Origin of the sequence: Enterococcus sp. AZ101 (assembly GCF_050499005.1) — a bacterium.
GTDB classification, from domain to species: Bacteria; Bacillota; Bacilli; order Lactobacillales; family Enterococcaceae; genus Enterococcus_L; species Enterococcus_L ureilyticus.
Map to the genome: position 1 here is coordinate 1,275,452 of NZ_JBMHEZ010000001.1, position 16,922 is coordinate 1,292,373.

Consider the following 16,922-nt stretch of genomic DNA (forward strand, 5'->3'; position numbering starts at 1 on the left):
TTCCTTCTTTCTTATTATGCAACTTTATTTTTGAAGTGATTAGCCATTTTTTTGATATAATCCATACTAGCGTATTCTTTATTGCTTCTAGCTTGACGTACAAAGTAATGAATTTTCGCCATGTCGATGTTTGCACCATTTTCCAAAGCTTTGCTAGCGTTTGTATGGATACTGTTTAGTAAAGCCGCTCTTTCTTGGCCTTCTTCTACAGATGCCATTTTAGCGTTGTCGGCGTGTACAATTTTAAGCGCTTCTGCAAAGTATTCTTTTTTTGAACCGCCGAAGTCAGTCGCTCCTCTTTCTGCTAATTCCCATGCTGCTGTAAAAATTTCTGATTTAGTCATTTTGATGATCTCCTTTTTCTCTCTTACTTGATTACATACTTAGTATACCACCTAATGGGTGGTTCGTAAAGTGTTTTATGTGAAATAATTAAAACTTTTTGAAAATAAAAATCCCTACTATAAAAGTAGGGATCAAGCTATGCTTGCCATAGGCTTTAAAACAAACTCACGGACAAAGCTATCAGGATTTTTAACAGCGAATTTTTCGATCACGAATTGCTTACGATCATTGTAATGGCCAAAGGTAGCAAGTTCAAACTTTCCATCCTCTAGAAAAAGAATAAGGTTAGCTAGTTCTTTCTTGCTGACTAAGCAATTTATGTCAGCAGAAGGAGTGTGTAGTGTAAAACGCACTAGCATACCAGGGAATGACTTTATGACTCTAATCTTATCAATTACACCTACATAACTATTTTTGTTCATAATATTCGCCCTCCTCAGCATTTAAGTAAAATATAAATTTGTCCAACCCAACCTCATTAATTAGCTTCTGACCACAACCCCATATGTACGCTTGAAATTCTTTGTAGGTCAGTAGACCGGATTCGTATTCTTCAATTAAATTCATACGTTGTACCATTTCCTGAAATCAAACAGTTCTACATTCCGAATCTCATCATAATGCACTTTTGTGTCATTGACGATATAACCTAACTCATCGAATCCTTCGATAAATCCTATAGTATCATCAAAATATTGACCTTCGGCATCCTTGATTTCCAGCTGAATAACAACCTGTCGGTTATTATTAAAAGCAAATTCAAGTATTTGCCCAATCTCTCCAAAGGTCATTTTCCTTTTTTGGGGGACTATTTTATGGACTCGCTCGTTTTCTTCATTCACGCTAGTTGCATGCTCTGATATAATAAATCCTTGCCACTTTTTCATGCCTCGATCATGGTATTGCAAAAAATAAGGATCTGATAAGTCAATGTGATCTGTCATGATAAACACCATCCTTTTATATGCTTTTATTATACGAACGTTAGTTCTTTTTGTCGAGAATAAGATAGTTTTCATTTTGATTAAATAACGTGATTTCAATTTATTCGTGGGCACGGACGTGGGCAGTACATCAAAATAATGACGATTAAATACGATTTTATAAAGCTTTGAATAGTCGGAAATACTCGTTTCTTTATTAATAAATAACGTATAAAACAAACTCGTAACGCGTAGGTCGTAGGTTCGATTCCTACAGCTGGCATATTTTCTTGATAGAACATGAGAGTGGACATTGAAGCGATTTCGTGTATCATAAAGATATGGAAACTCATACAGGACTTTTAACCCACATCAAGGTGTTTAAAGAAAAGCCATATGCTATAACAGGCATGCTAATTTGGGAAAACGATATCTGTATTAATTGCGTCATCAAAAATAGACCGTTTGCCACGTATGTCCTATCGCTACCGATGCACCAATATGAAATTGAGGTAAAAGGAAACTATAATAGCAGAGGACAATTTGATGTAAAACATATGCGCATCGTGAACATAGATAGCTATATTGCTTTGATAGGAACACCAGAATGAGAGGTTGGGACTTAATGATGTGACCCCCAAAAGTTGTACGTGGAAAATACAATTTTTGGAGGTTATTTTTTATGAGCTATTATGAGGTAGAATTCAAATTAAAGCTAGTGAAAGAGTACCTAGAAGGCCCTCTGGGCGGACGAGCCTTGGCTAAAAAATACGGACTCCCATCAAATGCCTTAATTTACAATTGGAAACACTCCTATCAATTATTTGGGAAAGAAGGGCTCAAAAGACACCGTTCATTGACAAAATATACTAGTGAATTTAAGCGAGATGTATTACACTTTATAGAAACGACAGATGCTTCTTTCGGTGAAGCAGCAAGGCAATTCAAGCTGCCTAGTGGGTCGATGATTTCTCGTTGGCAAAAGAAATATATCGCTGGTGGTCAAACTGCTCTGTCTAATCAAAAAGGGAGACCCAAAAAAAGGATGAACAAACCAACAAAAAAACAGCAAGAAACAAGCAAACTATCTCGTGAAAAGGAATTAGAGCGTGAGAATGAACGTTTGCGAATCGAGGTCGAGTATTTAAAAAAGCTACGGACTTTCCAACAGACTATTATGGCGAAGCGAAAAGACGAGTTCAAACCAGAATAGCCATAGAACTTATTGGAAAGTATCGTCAAGATCATGTATTACAAGCGATTAAGCTACCGCGTTCTACCTTCAATTACTGGAAAAAGATAATGAGCGAAGAAAAAATGACTCACATAGAGAAATTGATTCAAACAATTTTTGAAGAGAATGATCGCAATTATGGCTATCGTCGAATCAAGTTGGCTTTAGTGAATATGGGCTATCAAATCAATCATAAGAAAATCAGACGAATTATGAAGAAATATAACTTAGTATGTATAAGTTTTACACGTCGTTCAAGAAGGTATCGATCTTACAAAGGTTTGGTGGGAACCTTGGCTAAAAACAAGGTGAATCGCCGCTTCTTTAGCACGATTCCAAAACAAAAAATCTTTACAGATATTTCAGAATTCCACTATACTGAACGAAATTCCGAAGGAATTAAACTAAAAAGAAAAGCCTATCTCAGTCCTTTTCTTGATGGTTTTAATGGAGAAATCATTGCCTATCAATTTCAGCAAAAACCAACGTTGGATTGTGTATTGATTCCTTTAAAAACAGCCATTAAAGAAAGTAAAAAGACCAACTTTCGAACAACAATCCATTCCGATCAAGGGTGGCATTACCAAAATCAACAGTATGTTAGACAATTGAAGCAAGCAAAGTTATACCAGAGTATGTCACGAAAAGGAAATTGTTTGGACAATGCATTAATGGAAAATTTCTTTGGTCTAATGAAACAAGAAATGTATTATGGCCGTAGTTTTTCTAGCTTTGAGGAATTAAAACGAGCAGTTACAAATTATATTGATTATTACAATCATCATCGGATAAAAGCAAAATTGACTGGTATGAGTCCGGTTCAATACCGAATTCATACCAGTCGAATGACAGGTTAATCTACGTACAACTTTTAGGGCGCACATCATAATCCCAACCTTTTCTATTCTATTATGCTACGAGTCTAGTTAACGAATACGGTTAGGTTTTATAGTATTAAAACTAAATCAAGAAAAAATAGGTTAAAATTAAAAACATTTATAAAAAAGCTAGATACTTAATGTTGATTAGGTTATCCTTAAAGTAAATAAAAATTAAGGAGATTTCAAATGGAAGTTTTTTTAAGTTGGTCTAAAAAACCTAGCCAGCAATACGCAGAAGTGTTTCACAAATTTTTACCGATAGCACTCCAACATGTTAACACCTTTATGTCAACACATAGTATAGAGAAAGGGGATAATGGTACATCAAAAATATTTGATACTCTTTCAGAAACTGGAGTGGGTATATTATTTTTGACACCAAATAATATACAAGAGTCGTGGTTAAATTTTGAGGCTGGAGCACTTTATAAAGGTGTTAGAAAAAACAGGGTTATGCCATTGCTATTTGATGGAGACAAAGATTTATTAAAGGGACCGATTACTAATCTTCAAGCAGGGGTATACAATAAGGAAGAAGTATTTTCTATCTTTGAGGTAATCAATAATATGTCAAGTAGTGAAAAAATTGATCCTGAAAGGCTCAAAAGCTCATTTGATTTAATATGGCCGAAAATAGAAAAAGAGGTAATGGATGTCTCCAAAAATACAGAATATTCTAACGAAGAGTTAGAAGTAGATAATACTGAGTTGAAATTCCAACAAATATTAGATGAGCTTCAAAAATTAAAAAGTAATAATTCTAAAAGTTTCGAAGTCCAAAAGTTTAGTGAAGAAGACAGTAGACAATTATATAAGGTTTGTGAAGAATTTTTTTCCAATCATGAACCAACGGATCCTAAGATAGATTCTATAATAATAGATGTAGTGAATAATAAATTCAAGAAAGCGAAGCTAAATGACAAACTTTCAGTTTACAATATTATGAAATTTTATCAATACAATGTATATTCAAAAGAATTAGAACCTAGTGAGAATACTTCTGGAATCATTGAATAAACTAATTTTGAAGGTTCAATGCTTTAATAGTTTTAACTAATAATTTGTGAAACAAAGACATAATTTTTGTGTATTTACAAAAAAGAGCCTACACTTAACTTATAACTAAGGATATAGGAGGAATGCATCATGTCAGAAAAAGTTGATAAAATTACAAAACTAGCGAATGAAGCGAAAAAAGAAGTCGAACGTTTAGAAGATAAACGTCAAACAAATCTTGGTAACTCAATCAATTATATTGAAAATGAATTGCAAATCCAACGTTTATATGCTCAAATCGAAGCTTTTGAAGAAGTTTTGGATATTGTAAAATAATGACTTAACAACGTAACGATAGTCAAAACAATTAGAAATAATGAAAGAAAAGGAAACTAAGTATGTTTTCTTTTCTTTCATTATTTTTTTATAGAATACTTGTCTATTTTTTATGAAAAGTAATACCATTTGTCATCTGATCTGTCTCTGGAACATACGTATAAATAAATGGTTGAGGGTTTCCAGGGACAGTTACGCTATCTATATCCCATAATATGGTAAAGGTATTGTTGCTTTCAGTATAACTTGTTACTTTATATGTTTGTCCGTTGGTAATAATAGTATTTTCTGTAATCGTTACTTCAAGATCTTGTTCCCCATTGTTCCCTATCCAAGACCCTCTTAAATTTTGTGGAGTGGTTGCTGTTATTTCTGATGGTTCTGATTCTTCGCTAGATTGTTCTGAGGCTTCAGGTGCTTCAGATACTTTGTCAGTCGAAACTATAGTAGAAGAAACAATAGAGCTATTTTTTGTTGTTGAATGTTCCGATGATTTTTTTGTAGAATCAGTAGTTTGCTTAGTACAACCAACTGTAACTAGTAAAAGTGTGATAAGCATAATTGTTTTTTTCATTTTATTTAATTCTCCCATTCAATTTAATTAGCATTAATCAATGCATGAATTCGTTATTTAAGCGTTTCCTGAGCGCGATCTTGAATCAGCATTAGATCGTAACTGCCATCATATGAAATAAAAGATACATGATGAATATGCAGTGAAGAATCAATTTTTGGCAAATCAGTCACCAACCTTTTCGCAGCATCGACTACAATTGCTGTAGTTTCACTTCCTTCAGGAGAACCTTGAAACGCGCCAGTAATGATTTTGTCACTCTCAATTGTATCTGGTAATATCGTAACCGAATATTCATAGCGGCCAGTATCATTATTAAATGAATCGTTTGAAATGGTGTAGTGAGCACCTGTTATTGGATAGTTGGCAGTAAGATAGCTTGTAAGGTCAAATGTTTGAGCTGCAGAGGGCGTATTTTCTGGACTATTCTCCATTTCAGATGCTTGCTCTGGTAAATTTACAGTTGCATCCATGTCAGTTGTTTGAGAAGTTGTGGTATCACTAGAAATACTTGTTTTTACTGATGAAATTTTACTCTTTTCTGTTTTTATTTTTTCAGAAGAAGCGGTAGTTTGTGCGGTACTTGTTGAAGAATCACTTGCCTCTTTTTTTGCTGTACTAGTTGGTTGCTTTGAACATCCAACTGTAAATAGGACCATTAATAGTAATACAACGGACTTTTTCATTTTTTTACACCTTTCATAAATTTATTTTTGTTTGCCTAACCAAATAATAGCTGATGAATCAAAACAATTTTTCAGTTTTACTCCTATCTGTAATGTTTATGTAATAATTGTAATATAAAATTTTTTTTCGTAACATAGAAAAGCAACTTCTTAATATTTTCTTAAGAAATAACTAAAATTAGCTACATTCACAAGAATAAGAATCAATCGATAAGAAGAGAAAAGAATGAAATAAAGGTATGCTTGTCATACTCGTTTCGGTTCATTGCTTTTCCTTAAAGTTTTTCCAAAATCATCAAGTCTATACTTTCTTTTCTTCCTATAGAAAGTTATAATAAAAGGCGTATGATTTAAGGAAAAGGGATGACGAATGAATAAAAATAAACTAATGCGTAATTTAGATAATAGAATTGATTATGGTGTGATCTTACCAGTATTCCTTCTTTCAATCATTGGGATACTGTCACTTTATGTAGCGTTGAGTAACGATCCAAATCGACCAGAGATCGGCAATATGCTGATGAAACAAGGGTTATGGTATTTAGTCGGCGGTGTTAGTATTGTGATTGTGATGAATTTTAGTTCTAAATTACTTTGGCGATTGACTCCGATTTTTTATGTGATAGGTCTGATCATGATGGGCTTGCTTTTGAAATTTTATGATCCCTTTCTAGAATCCCAAACAGGTTCTAAAAACTGGATCAGTATCGGCGGAACAACTTTCCAGCCTTCGGAATTGATGAAGGTCGCTTTTATTTTGATGTTGGCCTATGTGGTAACGATGCATAATGTAAAAAACGTCAATCGGACGATAAAATCTGATTTTTGGTTGATTGGTAAAATGATGCTAGTTACACTACCGGTGATCATCCTCATTTTACTACAAGATGATTTTGGGACGATGTTAGTCTTTTTAGCTATTTTTGGCGGCGTATTTTTAATGTCTGGAATTTCTTGGAAGATTATTTTACCAACCTTTCTAGCTGCTATTTTGATAGGCGCTGGGACTATTTACTTGGTAACAACTACTACTGGTCGTGAATTCTTGTATTCTGTGGGATTTAAACCGTATCAGTTTGACCGGATCGATTTGTGGATGAACCCGTTTCATCATGATCCAGACCGCTCCTTCCAACCGGCATTGGCCATTACTGCTATCGGTTCCGGCGGTCTGCTTGGAAAAGGATTCAATGTCAGTGATGTTTACGTTCCTGTTAGAGAATCAGATATGATTTTCACAGTGGTTGGCGAAAACTTTGGTTTTATTGGCGGCTGCTTTATCATTCTGTTATACTTTATTTTGATTTACCGTATGATTCGTGTTTGCTTTGAGACCAACAATGAGTTTTATGCCTACATTGCAACTGGGATCATCATGATGATTCTATTCCACGTATTTGAAAATATAGGAGCGAATATTGGACTTCTACCATTAACAGGGATTCCATTACCATTTATTAGCCAAGGTGGCTCCTCGATTTTAGGGAATATGATAGGTGTAGGCCTGATCATGTCGATGAAATATCAAAAAGAAGCAACTATTGAAGAATATTAAATGAAAGAAGGCGGTAAAATGTACACATTTTTCTGGTATCCAAAATGTTCAACTTGTAAGAAAGCAAAGGTCTGGTTAGATGAGCGTCAAGTACCCTATGAAACGATCGATATGATCGAAAATCCACCCACTGCAAAACAATTGGCAAGCTGGATGGAGCAAAGTGATTTACCGATTCGCCGTTTCTTTAATACAAGTGGAATTCGTTATAGAGAGCAAGGCTTAAAAGATAAGGTCAATGAGTTTTCGATCAAAGAAGCTAGTGAGTTATTAGCAACTGATGGCATGTTGATCAAACGTCCGATTTTTGTTAAAGGTGATCAATTTTTAGCAAACGGATTTAAAGAATCTGATTATGAAGGAGCTATTAAATAATGTCTGAAGAAATCAAGATTATTGATAGTTTATGGGTTTTAAAAACAGCTGAAGGGTATAAAATCGGTTTAACGAATGATGCGCAAGAAGATTTAGGTACGATCACCTTTGCTACAATGCCTAAAGTTGGTCAACGCCTTGTAAAAGGGGACTCTTTAATAGAGTTAGAAGCTGAAAAGGCGGTCAGTGAATTTAGTTCACCAATCAGTGGTACGATTTCAGCAATCAATGTGGCTGCTGAACAAGACCCAAGTGTCCTAGACGACGCAGATCAAACCAAAGCATGGATCGCTGTTTTAACAGATGTAGATGGAACAGAGTTGCAATAAGATTAAAAATGATTGACAAGCGATTTGGATGTTGCTATAATTTCATCAATATAAAGTAAAAGCTTTGAAAAGAAGAGTACGTATCAAAAGTGTTTTAAGAGAGCCCTGTTCGCTGAAAATGGGCAACATGATTGAAATGGAAGATGGTCTTTGAGCGGAATAAGCGAGCGGATGTGAACTTATTACGGGAGTGCCCGTTACAGCACCACAGTATTTGAAATTTTGTACTGTATAAGGCTATTATTGTGAGATAATGGTAAATCAAGGTGGTAACACGAAAGACAGGCTTTCGTCCTTTGTCAGTTTAGTGACGAAGGGCGGAGGCTTTTTGCATGTTCAACATCAGTTTACAAAGTATACTGATGTTGAACAGTACTTGGTGAACGAAGTGAGAGAAGTTTCCGTATTAGTGAATCACCATCAAGTTATCACGTCAATAAAGGGTAGAAGAGTAGCACAAGAAATGATCGACGCAGTTGGCAAAATAAAAGAATGAACCTGCGGATTATCATACAACATAGTGCAAACCATGTAGTATAATAAAAATGAAGTAAAACCAAAGAAAGCGGAGGGGAAAAAATGCCTCTAATCGAATTGCAACAAGTACAAAAACAATTTTCCGGTAAAAATGGACAAGTTACAGCGGTGAAAGATGTTTCTCTATCTGTCGAACAAGGTGATATCTACGGCATCGTTGGGTATTCTGGAGCTGGTAAGAGTACCTTAGTTCGTTTATTAAACGGTTTAGAATTACCTACTCAAGGTGAAGTGATTATTCAAGGAAAAAACATTGCGCAACTGACGAATAAAGGTCTGCGCCAGTTTCGTAAAAAAATTGGGATGATTTTTCAGCATTTCAATTTATTATGGTCAAGAACTATTTTAGAAAATATTATGTTACCGTTAGAGTTAGCCAATGTGCCAAAACAAGTTAGAAAAGAACGGGCACAAGAACTTTTAGATTTAGTTGGCTTAAAAGGACGTGGAGATGCCTATCCTAGCCAACTATCTGGAGGACAAAAGCAGCGTGTGGGGATTGCTAGAGCATTAGCCAATAATCCAGAAATTCTGTTATGTGACGAAGCGACCAGTGCACTTGATCCGCAGACGACTGATGAAGTGTTAGATTTACTTTTAGAAATCAATCAAACCCTAAATCTAACAATTGTTTTGATCACTCATGAAATGCATGTGATCCGTAAAATCTGTAACAAAGTAGCTGTAATGGAACTTGGTCAAATCGTTGAAGAAGGAGACGTTTTAGAAGTCTTTAGACAGCCAAAACAGGCGGTTACAAAGCGTTTTGTTCAACAAGAGTTAGAGCCGAAAGAAGATACAGAAGAACTATTGCAAGAATTGATCAAGGAAAATCCAGCAGGTCTTGTAGCAACTCTTCAATTTAGTGGGGATAATGCCAATGAGCCAGTTATCTCTCAAGCAATTCGTAAGTTTGATGTGGATATCAATGTCGTTCAAGGACAGGTTCAACAAGCCAAAGAAGGTGCTTTTGGTTCTTTGACTGTGATGATCATTGGCACAAAAGATGAAGTGGAAAAAACATTGACCTTCTTTACAGAAAAAGAAGTAGTTTTTGAGGTGATTCACGATGGCAAATGAAACCTTTGTTGAGAAGTATTTAGACTTTAGTCGAGTGAATCCAGAATCAATGCAACAGGCGGCGATCGATACGTTATTCATGACAATCGTTGCAATGATTTTTGTTATTATTATTGGTTTTTTATTAGGGTTACTGCTTTATAGTTTAAGTCGAAATTCATCACCTTATGCTAAAGTTTGTTATAGTATTTTATCAGTGGTCAGCAATATATTTCGTTCGATTCCTTATATCGTATTGATCATTTTATTGATGGACTTTTCAAGAAAACTGGTTGGTACGGGGATTGGTGCCAAAGCAGCGATTCCTTCGTTGATCGTATCGGCAGCCCCTTTTTATGCTCGTTTAGTTGAAATTGCATTTCGTGAAGTTGACAGTGGTGTGTTGGAAGCAGCAGACGCCATGGGTGCTTCTAGAATTCAGAAAATCTTTAAAGTGCTCATTCCTGAAAGTACCCCAGCGTTACTATCGGGTGTGACGCTTACAACAATCACGATGATCGGTTTTACCGCTATGGCGGGGATCATCGGCGGCGGCGGTCTTGGTGGTTTAGCTTACCAAGAAGGCTTTAGCCGCAACAATAATACAGTTACATTGGTTGCTACAGTTTTAATCTTGGTTATTGTGTTTATTATTCAATTTGTTGGGGATCAACTAGTGAAACGTTCTGACAAACGATAAACAATCAAATAGAAAATATTGGAGGAAGTAAGTATGAAAAAGAAATTATTCGGTTTAGCAGCGCTAGCAGTTGTCACTTTAGGATTAGTTGCATGTGGTGGTGGAAATAGTAAAACAGATGATAGCAAAGTCTCAGGTGCTGACAAAGATTCTTCTGTTCTAAAGGTAGGCGCATCTGCATCACCTCATGCGGAAATTTTGGAACAAGTAAAACCAATTCTAAAAAAAGAAGGTATTGATTTAGAAATCGTTCAATTCGATGATTACATCTTACCTAACAAAAATTTAGCGGAAGGGGATATCGATGCCAACTATTTTCAGCATATCCCTTACTTTAATTTACAAGTGAAAGAAAACAACTATGATTTTGCGAATGCTGGCGGTATCCATATTGAACCAATGGGCTTATATTCAAAACGGATTAAAGATATCAAGGATTTGAAAGATGGTGCAACAATCATTACATCAAATTCAGAATCTGATTGGGGTCGAATTATCACAATTTTACAAGATGCTGATTTAGTAACTGTGAAAGATGGCGTTGATTTAGAAACTGCAACCTTTGAAGATATTGACAAGAATCCTAAAAATTTGAAATTTATTCATAATATTAATCCAGAGGTGTTAACCACAACGTATAATAACGATGAAGCTGATCTTGTAGCGATTAATGCTAACTTTGCCTATAGTGCAGGTTTAAATCCGTTGAAAGACTCTGTATTGTTGGAAAAAGATAATTCACCATATGTCAATATCGTGGCTGTTCGTTCCGAAGATAAAGAGAGTGATAAAATCAAAAAATTAGTTGATGCATTACACAGTAAAGAAATCCAAGATTGGATCCTTGAAAAATGGGATGGATCAGTAAAACCTGTTGAAAAATAAACTATTGAAAGAGGATGGGACAGAAGTGTTAAACCCCAAGAAATAAGAGGGAATTCACGAAAATTGTTCTTCAAATTTTTGTGAATTTCAGCTTATTTCCGAAGGGGTTGCGTCTGCTCCCACCGTTTATCCGGATTCCACGTGAGCGGGATATGACTCGAAGAGTTATGTCCCACTCACTTTTTTTGTATTTTAATTATCTGCTGATTTGAAATTCTATTAATTTATGTTGAAGTTAAATAAAGTTTAATAAATAGAAAAGTAGAACTGACTCTCAATAGAAGACAATTCTACTTATTTTAACATGGCAAACAATAAGAGATTATTTTGATTTGAGTAATATTTAGCGTTGTTTTACAAGTTTTTCCAGAATATCTGCAAACGTTGGATCGGCATTAAATGGATGGATATAATGGAAATACTCTCCGCCATGCGCCATAAAATAACCATAATTTTCCTCTTCGATTTCTTCGACTGTTTCTAAACAATCAGAAACAAAACCAGGAGTCAGGATCAAAATATTTTTAGCACCTTGTTTAGGAAGTTCTTTTAACGTTTGGTCTGTCGCTGGTGTCAGCCATTCAGCTGGTCCAAATTTTGATTGAAATGTACTGATAAAAGGAACATCGCCAACCAGTTTCATTACAGCTTGAGTTGTCTGTTCACAGTGTTCTAAATAATGGTCGCCTTTTTCAATATAAGACACCGGAATGCCATGATAAGAGAAAACAATCTTATCAATCTTTTTTTTAGATAACGCTTGTTTGATTAGATTCGCTAAAGCTTCAATATATAAAGGCTCATCATAAAAAGACTGAATAAAATGCAAAGTAGGAATTGCTTGAGCTTTCAAATAAAATTTAGCAACTTCATCAAAAATAGGTGCTGTGGTAGTGGTTGAATATTGTGGATATAATGGAATGATCGTTAAATCAGTAACACCAAGATCGTGCATTTCTTTTAGTACTTCTGGGATCAAAGGCTTACTGTAAGACATTGCATACCGCACAATACGATCTGGAAAACGCGCTTGCAATTGATTGGTCTGTGATCGAGTAAAGATAAGTAAAGGAGAACCCGCTTCTTGCCAAATTTGTTGGTATAAAGCAGCTGATTTTTTTGGTCTCGTTCGTAGAATGATCCCATATAAAACCGGTAGCCAGATCAAACGGTTCATGTCAATAACACGTTTATCTCCTAAAAAGCGTTTAAGATAAGCTCGAACTTCCTTGGTTTCTGGTTTACCTGGTGTACCAAGATTAACGATAATGATTCCTTTTTTAGACATTGAAAAACCTTCCTTCAAATGGCTGGAACAAAATAATTTTTGTTCTAGTTAAAAATTTCCTGAAATCGTTGTAAATTATCTCACAAAGGTTGAGGGAAATCAAAACTTTTTAGGTTGTTAGTAGTCAATAGTTCATCAAGTATAGCCGAGAAAAGACTATAAAAATGAGAAAGGAAAAGAATAACCATTTTAGAAAGATTCTAATTAAGTCCACTTTTTCACAAAGAAAACCTAGACTAAATAAGAATTATTCTAGTAAAGAGATTGCTTATCATTCTCAATTAGGATAAAATGAATGAGAACGATAAAATAATTATTTTAAGTTGGAGGGAATTGTACATGTCCGTTTTAGAAATTAAAAATTTACACGTATCAATCGAAGATAAAAAGATTTTAAAAGGGGTTAACCTGACGATGAAAACAGGTGAAATCCACGCAATCATGGGGCCAAACGGAACAGGTAAATCAACTTTATCTGCGGCGATCATGGGAAATCCTAATTACGAAGTTACAGAAGGTGAAATCTTGTTTGACGGCGAAAATGTCTTAGATCTTGAAGTGGACGAACGTGCTCGTTTAGGTTTATTCCTTGCCATGCAATACCCAAGTGAAATTCCAGGAATCACCAATGCTGAATTCATGCGTGCGGCAATCAACGCCAAACGTGATGAAGACGATAAAATTTCAGTGATTGAATTCATCAAAAAATTAGACAAAAAAATGGATCTACTAAACATGCCCGAAGAAATGGCTGAACGTTACTTAAATGAAGGTTTTTCTGGTGGGGAAAAGAAACGGAACGAAATCCTACAATTATTGATGTTAGAACCAACATTTGCAATCTTAGATGAAATCGATTCTGGTCTAGATATCGATGCGTTAAAAGTTGTTTCAAAAGGTGTAAACGAAATGCGTGGCGAAAACTTTGGCGCGTTGATCATCACTCACTACCAACGTCTATTGAACTACATCACACCAGATGTGGTGCATATCATGATGGAAGGCCGTGTGGTGAAAACTGGCGGTGCTGAACTTGCGAAACGTTTAGAAGCAGAAGGCTATGCTGGCATCAGCCAAGAATTAGGTATCGAATACAAAGAAGAAGCATAAGGAGGACAAGATAAATGAAGGAAATAACAACAGCGAATTATCTTGACGACATCAACGCTTTTTCAGCCCGTAACGAAGAACCTACTTGGATGACCGACTTACGTGTAGCGGCTTTAGAAAAAGCTGAAAACTTAGAATTACCAAAGATCGAACGCGTGAAATTTCACCGTTGGCCTTTGTTTAATGTGAATACTGAAGAGTATGCACCTGAAACAATGAACATTCCAAGCTTTGATGCAATGAGAGACAACCCGGTGATTGTGCAGCAAGGGTCGATCACAGCGTTTGAACAACTTTCAGCAAAATTAGCCGATCAAGGGGTGATTTTCACTGACATGTTCACAGCATTGCAAGAGCATGGTGATTTAGTCAAAGAATATTATATGAATAAAGCGGTTGAAATGGATGAAGATAAATTAACAGCGTTCCATACAGCCTTTATGAATAGTGGAGTGTTCTTATACGTACCGAAAAATGTTGTTATTGAAGAACCGATCGAAGCAATCTTTATCCAAGATTCGGCGAGTGAAGAATCATTCTTCAAACATGTCTTGATTGTAGCGGACGAACATAGCGAGTTCAGCTACCTAGAACGATTCCAAACAATTGGCGAGCAAAAAGTTAAAGTGTCAGCGAATATCGTGGTTGAAGTGATTGCAAAAGCTGGTGCAAAAGTGAAATATTCAGCTGTGGATCAATTAGGCGAAAATGTTTCAACTTACATGAATCGTCGTGGACATATCATGCGTGATGCATCTATTGATTGGGCGCTTGGCGTGATGAACGATGGTGACGTGGTTGCTGATTTTGATTCTGACTTAGTAGGCGAAGGCTCTCATTCAGAAGTCAAAGTTGTGGCAATCAGTGCTGGCAAACAAACACAAGGTATTGACACTCGTGTAACCAATAAAGCCTCTCACTCAGTGGGACACATTTTACAACACGGGGTTATCCGAGAACGTGGAACTCTAACATTCAACGGAATTGGTCATATTCTAAAAGGCGCTAAAGGGGCAGATGCCCAACAAGAAAGTCGTGTCTTAATGCTTTCTGATAAAGCCCGTGGTGATGCGAACCCGATTTTATTGATTGATGAAAATGAAGTAACCGCAGGACATGCAGCCAGTGTTGGTCGTGTCGATCCAGAAGAAATGTACTATTTAATGAGTCGTGGGTTACGTAAAGATGATGCGGAACGTTTGGTTATCCGCGGCTTCTTAGGTTCCGTGATCACAGCGATTCCTGTAAAAGACGTACAAAAAGAATTTGTAGACGTAATTGAAGGGAAGTTGAATGCATGATAAACGCAGATAAGATTCGGCAGCAGTTTCCCATCTTGTTTCAAGAAGTAAATGACGAGCCGCTTGTTTATCTGGATAATGCAGCAACAACTCAAAAACCTAAAGCAGTTTTAGATAATCTGACTTATTATTACGAGCATGATAACGCCAATGTCCACCGTGGCGTGCATACCTTGGCAGAACGTGCCACAAAAGAGTATGAAGAAGCTCGTGAAAAAGTTAGAGCCTTTATCAATGCCAAAGAAACAGCGGAAACGTTATTCACTAGAGGTACAACGACGAGTCTAAATTGGGTCGCAAAAAGCTATGGCGATTTAGCCGTTGAAGCAGGGGATGAAATTGTTATTTCCTACATGGAACATCATTCTAATATCATTCCTTGGCAACAATTAGCTGAACGCAAAGGCGCAACGTTAAAATATATCGAAATCACAGCAGATGGTTTTTTAGATATGGAAAGTGCGAAACAACAAATCACGGATAAAACCAAGATTGTTTCTATCGCGCATGTATCGAATGTTTTAGGCGTGATCAATCCACTAGCAGAGTTAGCAGAGCTTGCTCATAGTCACGGTGCTGTTTTAGTTGTCGATGGTGCCCAAGCTGTACCGCATATGCCGGTGGATGTTCAAGCAATCGATGCTGATTTTTACGCATTCAGTGGGCATAAAATGTGTGGTCCAACTGGAATTGGTGTATTATATGGAAAACGTGAATTACTAGATCAAATGGAACCCGTAGAATTTGGTGGGGAAATGATTGATTTCGTGAATTTATATGATAGTACTTGGAAAGAACTGCCTTGGAAATTTGAGGCAGGTACCCCCAATATTGCTGGAGCAATTGCTCTAGGTGCGGCCATCGATTTTCTAACAGAGATCGGATTAGAAGAAATTCATCAACATGAAGCAGAATTAGTCGCTTATGTGTTACCAAAACTATTGGCTATCGAAGGTCTGACGGTTTACGGACCACAAGATCCAGCTCATCATACAGGTGTTTTGGCGTTTAATTTAGATGGCTTACACCCACATGACACGGCGACAGCGTTGGATATGGAAGGAGTGGCAGTTCGTGCAGGACATCATTGTGCGCAGCCATTACTGAACTATTTAGACGTTCCAGCGACAGCGAGAGCGAGTTTCTATCTATATAATACCAAGGCAGATGCTGATCGATTGATCGAAGCAATTTTAGCGACAAAGGAGTTTTTCCAACATGGCTCTATCTAGATTAGATAATTTATACCGTCAAGTGATTTTGGATCATTCAAGTCATCCTCATCATCATGGAACATTGGCAGAATCAAGCAAGAAAATCGAAATGAATAACCCAACTTGTGGCGATGTGATCGAATTGCAAGTGGCTATCCAAGACAATGTTATTAAAGATATTGCCTTTAGCGGAAGTGGGTGTTCGATTAGTACGGCGAGTGCTAGTATGATGACAGATGCGGTGATTGGGAAGACATTAGCTGAAGCAGAACAGTTAGCTGAAGATTTTTCTCAATTGGTACAAGGAAATGATGTACCAGAAGAAGAAAAATTAGGTGATGCAGCGATGCTTAGCGGTGTGGCCAAATTCCCCGCACGGATTAAATGTGCAACACTTGCTTGGAAAGCATTAGAACAAGCAGTTGAAAATGACGGACAAGGAACCGCAGGACAATTACACTGCGAAGAATAGAAATAAATTGAATCGGTGAGAAGTCAGGCTGATTTTCGGTAACTTCCCTATCATCTTTAATCCAAAAAGCGGATTTAAAGCTGCTAGGTCCAGTTACTCAAATCAAACCGCCTGATTCTCAA

21 protein-coding genes, 2 pseudogenes and 1 other annotated feature are annotated in these 16,922 nt (G+C 36.4%); of the genes and pseudogenes, 17 read left to right on the forward strand and 6 right to left on the reverse strand.

The genetic code is table 11. The features are described from left to right. Window positions 1–14 precede the first annotated feature (14 nt). The 3 genes from IGJ50_RS06050 to IGJ50_RS06060 form a co-directional block, all read right to left on the reverse strand. Window positions 15–344: a hypothetical protein gene (locus IGJ50_RS06050; RefSeq protein ID WP_429949417.1), complete on the reverse strand. Its 330-nt coding sequence runs from the start codon at window positions 342–344 to the stop codon at window positions 15–17. A 132-nt stretch (window positions 345–476) separates the two neighbouring features. Continuing rightward, window positions 477–767, reverse strand: coding sequence for a hypothetical protein (locus tag IGJ50_RS06055; protein WP_429949418.1), 291 nt, complete (start codon window positions 765–767; stop codon window positions 477–479). A gap of 141 nt (window positions 768–908) precedes the next feature. Beyond that, on the reverse strand, window positions 909–1,289 hold the full coding sequence (locus IGJ50_RS06060; protein ID WP_429949420.1) for a hypothetical protein: 381 nt from the start codon (window positions 1,287–1,289) through the stop codon (window positions 909–911). A gap of 305 nt (window positions 1,290–1,594) precedes the next feature. Between IGJ50_RS06060 and IGJ50_RS06065 the strand changes: the two genes are divergently transcribed. The 5 genes and pseudogenes from IGJ50_RS06065 (at window position 1,595) to IGJ50_RS06085 (ending at window position 4,715) form a co-directional block, all read left to right on the forward strand. Next, window positions 1,595–1,879 carry a hypothetical protein gene (locus IGJ50_RS06065; RefSeq protein WP_240604479.1) on the forward strand — a complete coding sequence of 95 codons (285 nt, stop codon included), beginning with the start codon at window positions 1,595–1,597 and terminating at the stop codon, window positions 1,877–1,879. Window positions 1,880–1,950: 71 nt separating this feature from the next. Next, entirely contained in the window at window positions 1,951–2,481 is a 531-nt protein-coding gene (locus IGJ50_RS06070) for a helix-turn-helix domain-containing protein (protein WP_429949422.1), read from the forward strand. Further along, a pseudogene (locus IGJ50_RS06075) lies at window positions 2,469–3,359 on the forward strand (IS3 family transposase); the annotation flags it as partial. The gene IGJ50_RS06070 and the pseudogene IGJ50_RS06075, both read left to right, overlap by 13 nt. A gap of 210 nt (window positions 3,360–3,569) precedes the next feature. Then, window positions 3,570–4,400 (forward strand): hypothetical protein, encoded by an 831-nt coding sequence (locus IGJ50_RS06080; protein ID WP_429949424.1) that lies wholly within the window; start codon window positions 3,570–3,572, stop codon window positions 4,398–4,400. A 129-nt stretch (window positions 4,401–4,529) separates the two neighbouring features. Beyond that, window positions 4,530–4,715 carry a hypothetical protein gene (locus tag IGJ50_RS06085; protein ID WP_207121379.1) on the forward strand — a complete coding sequence of 62 codons (186 nt, stop codon included), beginning with the start codon at window positions 4,530–4,532 and terminating at the stop codon, window positions 4,713–4,715. Window positions 4,716–4,818: 103 nt separating this feature from the next. On the opposite strand, the gene IGJ50_RS06090 is transcribed toward IGJ50_RS06085, so the two are convergent. Both IGJ50_RS06090 and IGJ50_RS06095 read right to left on the reverse strand, forming a co-directional pair. Beyond that, a complete protein-coding gene (locus IGJ50_RS06090; RefSeq protein ID WP_429949425.1) occupies window positions 4,819–5,289 on the reverse strand; it encodes a hypothetical protein in 471 nt (156 codons plus the stop codon). A 53-nt stretch (window positions 5,290–5,342) separates the two neighbouring features. Beyond that, on the reverse strand, window positions 5,343–5,975 hold the full coding sequence (locus IGJ50_RS06095) for a hypothetical protein (protein WP_429949427.1): 633 nt from the start codon (window positions 5,973–5,975) through the stop codon (window positions 5,343–5,345). Between the two features lie 370 nt (window positions 5,976–6,345). Between IGJ50_RS06095 and IGJ50_RS06100 the strand changes: the two genes are divergently transcribed. The 8 genes and pseudogenes from IGJ50_RS06100 to IGJ50_RS06135 form a co-directional block, all read left to right on the forward strand. Continuing rightward, complete coding sequence (locus tag IGJ50_RS06100; protein ID WP_069639876.1) at window positions 6,346–7,530, forward strand: FtsW/RodA/SpoVE family cell cycle protein; 1,185 nt, start codon at window positions 6,346–6,348, stop codon at window positions 7,528–7,530. 18 nt (window positions 7,531–7,548) lie between these two features. Further along, on the forward strand, window positions 7,549–7,905 hold the full coding sequence (locus IGJ50_RS06105; protein WP_207121413.1) for an arsenate reductase family protein: 357 nt from the start codon (window positions 7,549–7,551) through the stop codon (window positions 7,903–7,905). Continuing rightward, window positions 7,905–8,234, forward strand: coding sequence for a glycine cleavage system protein H (locus IGJ50_RS06110; RefSeq protein ID WP_069639877.1), 330 nt, complete (start codon window positions 7,905–7,907; stop codon window positions 8,232–8,234). The genes IGJ50_RS06105 and IGJ50_RS06110 overlap by 1 nt, the downstream gene beginning before the upstream one ends. Before the next feature lie 55 nt (window positions 8,235–8,289). Next, window positions 8,290–8,534 (forward strand) — a binding site (T-box leader). Window positions 8,535–8,562: 28 nt separating this feature from the next. After that, window positions 8,563–8,730, forward strand: a complete 168-nt coding sequence (locus IGJ50_RS06115) for a hypothetical protein (RefSeq protein ID WP_429949430.1) — start codon at window positions 8,563–8,565, stop codon at window positions 8,728–8,730. A gap of 83 nt (window positions 8,731–8,813) precedes the next feature. After that, window positions 8,814–9,851 (forward strand): methionine ABC transporter ATP-binding protein, encoded by a 1,038-nt coding sequence (locus tag IGJ50_RS06120; protein ID WP_429949432.1) that lies wholly within the window; start codon window positions 8,814–8,816, stop codon window positions 9,849–9,851. Then, complete coding sequence (locus tag IGJ50_RS06125) at window positions 9,841–10,530, forward strand: methionine ABC transporter permease (RefSeq protein WP_277990881.1); 690 nt, start codon at window positions 9,841–9,843, stop codon at window positions 10,528–10,530. Before IGJ50_RS06120 ends, IGJ50_RS06125 begins: the two co-directional genes overlap by 11 nt. A gap of 33 nt (window positions 10,531–10,563) precedes the next feature. Then, the gene (locus tag IGJ50_RS06130) at window positions 10,564–11,415 is read left to right on the forward strand and encodes a MetQ/NlpA family ABC transporter substrate-binding protein (protein ID WP_069639881.1); all 852 of its coding nucleotides are present in this window, start codon (window positions 10,564–10,566) and stop codon (window positions 11,413–11,415) included. A gap of 14 nt (window positions 11,416–11,429) precedes the next feature. Next, window positions 11,430–11,552, forward strand: a pseudogene (locus tag IGJ50_RS06135) (DUF3788 family protein); the annotation flags it as partial. Window positions 11,553–11,758: 206 nt separating this feature from the next. Here IGJ50_RS06135 and hemH read toward each other — a convergent pair. Further along, a complete protein-coding gene (hemH, locus tag IGJ50_RS06140; RefSeq protein WP_429949433.1) occupies window positions 11,759–12,703 on the reverse strand; it encodes a ferrochelatase in 945 nt (314 codons plus the stop codon). Between the two features lie 339 nt (window positions 12,704–13,042). On the opposite strand from hemH, the gene sufC reads away from it, so the two are divergent. Genes sufC through sufU form a run of 4 tightly spaced genes read left to right on the forward strand, consistent with a single transcriptional unit; the run spans window position 13,043 to window position 16,800 of the window. Beyond that, window positions 13,043–13,813 carry a Fe-S cluster assembly ATPase SufC gene (gene sufC, locus IGJ50_RS06145; RefSeq protein WP_429949434.1) on the forward strand — a complete coding sequence of 257 codons (771 nt, stop codon included), beginning with the start codon at window positions 13,043–13,045 and terminating at the stop codon, window positions 13,811–13,813. A 14-nt stretch (window positions 13,814–13,827) separates the two neighbouring features. Continuing rightward, window positions 13,828–15,114 (forward strand): Fe-S cluster assembly protein SufD, encoded by a 1,287-nt coding sequence (gene sufD / locus IGJ50_RS06150; protein WP_429949436.1) that lies wholly within the window; start codon window positions 13,828–13,830, stop codon window positions 15,112–15,114. Then, entirely contained in the window at window positions 15,111–16,346 is a 1,236-nt protein-coding gene (locus IGJ50_RS06155; RefSeq protein WP_429949437.1) for a cysteine desulfurase, read from the forward strand. Before sufD ends, IGJ50_RS06155 begins: the two co-directional genes overlap by 4 nt. Next, entirely contained in the window at window positions 16,333–16,800 is a 468-nt protein-coding gene (gene sufU, locus IGJ50_RS06160; protein ID WP_069634821.1) for a Fe-S cluster assembly sulfur transfer protein SufU, read from the forward strand. Before IGJ50_RS06155 ends, sufU begins: the two co-directional genes overlap by 14 nt. Window positions 16,801–16,922 lie beyond the last annotated feature (122 nt).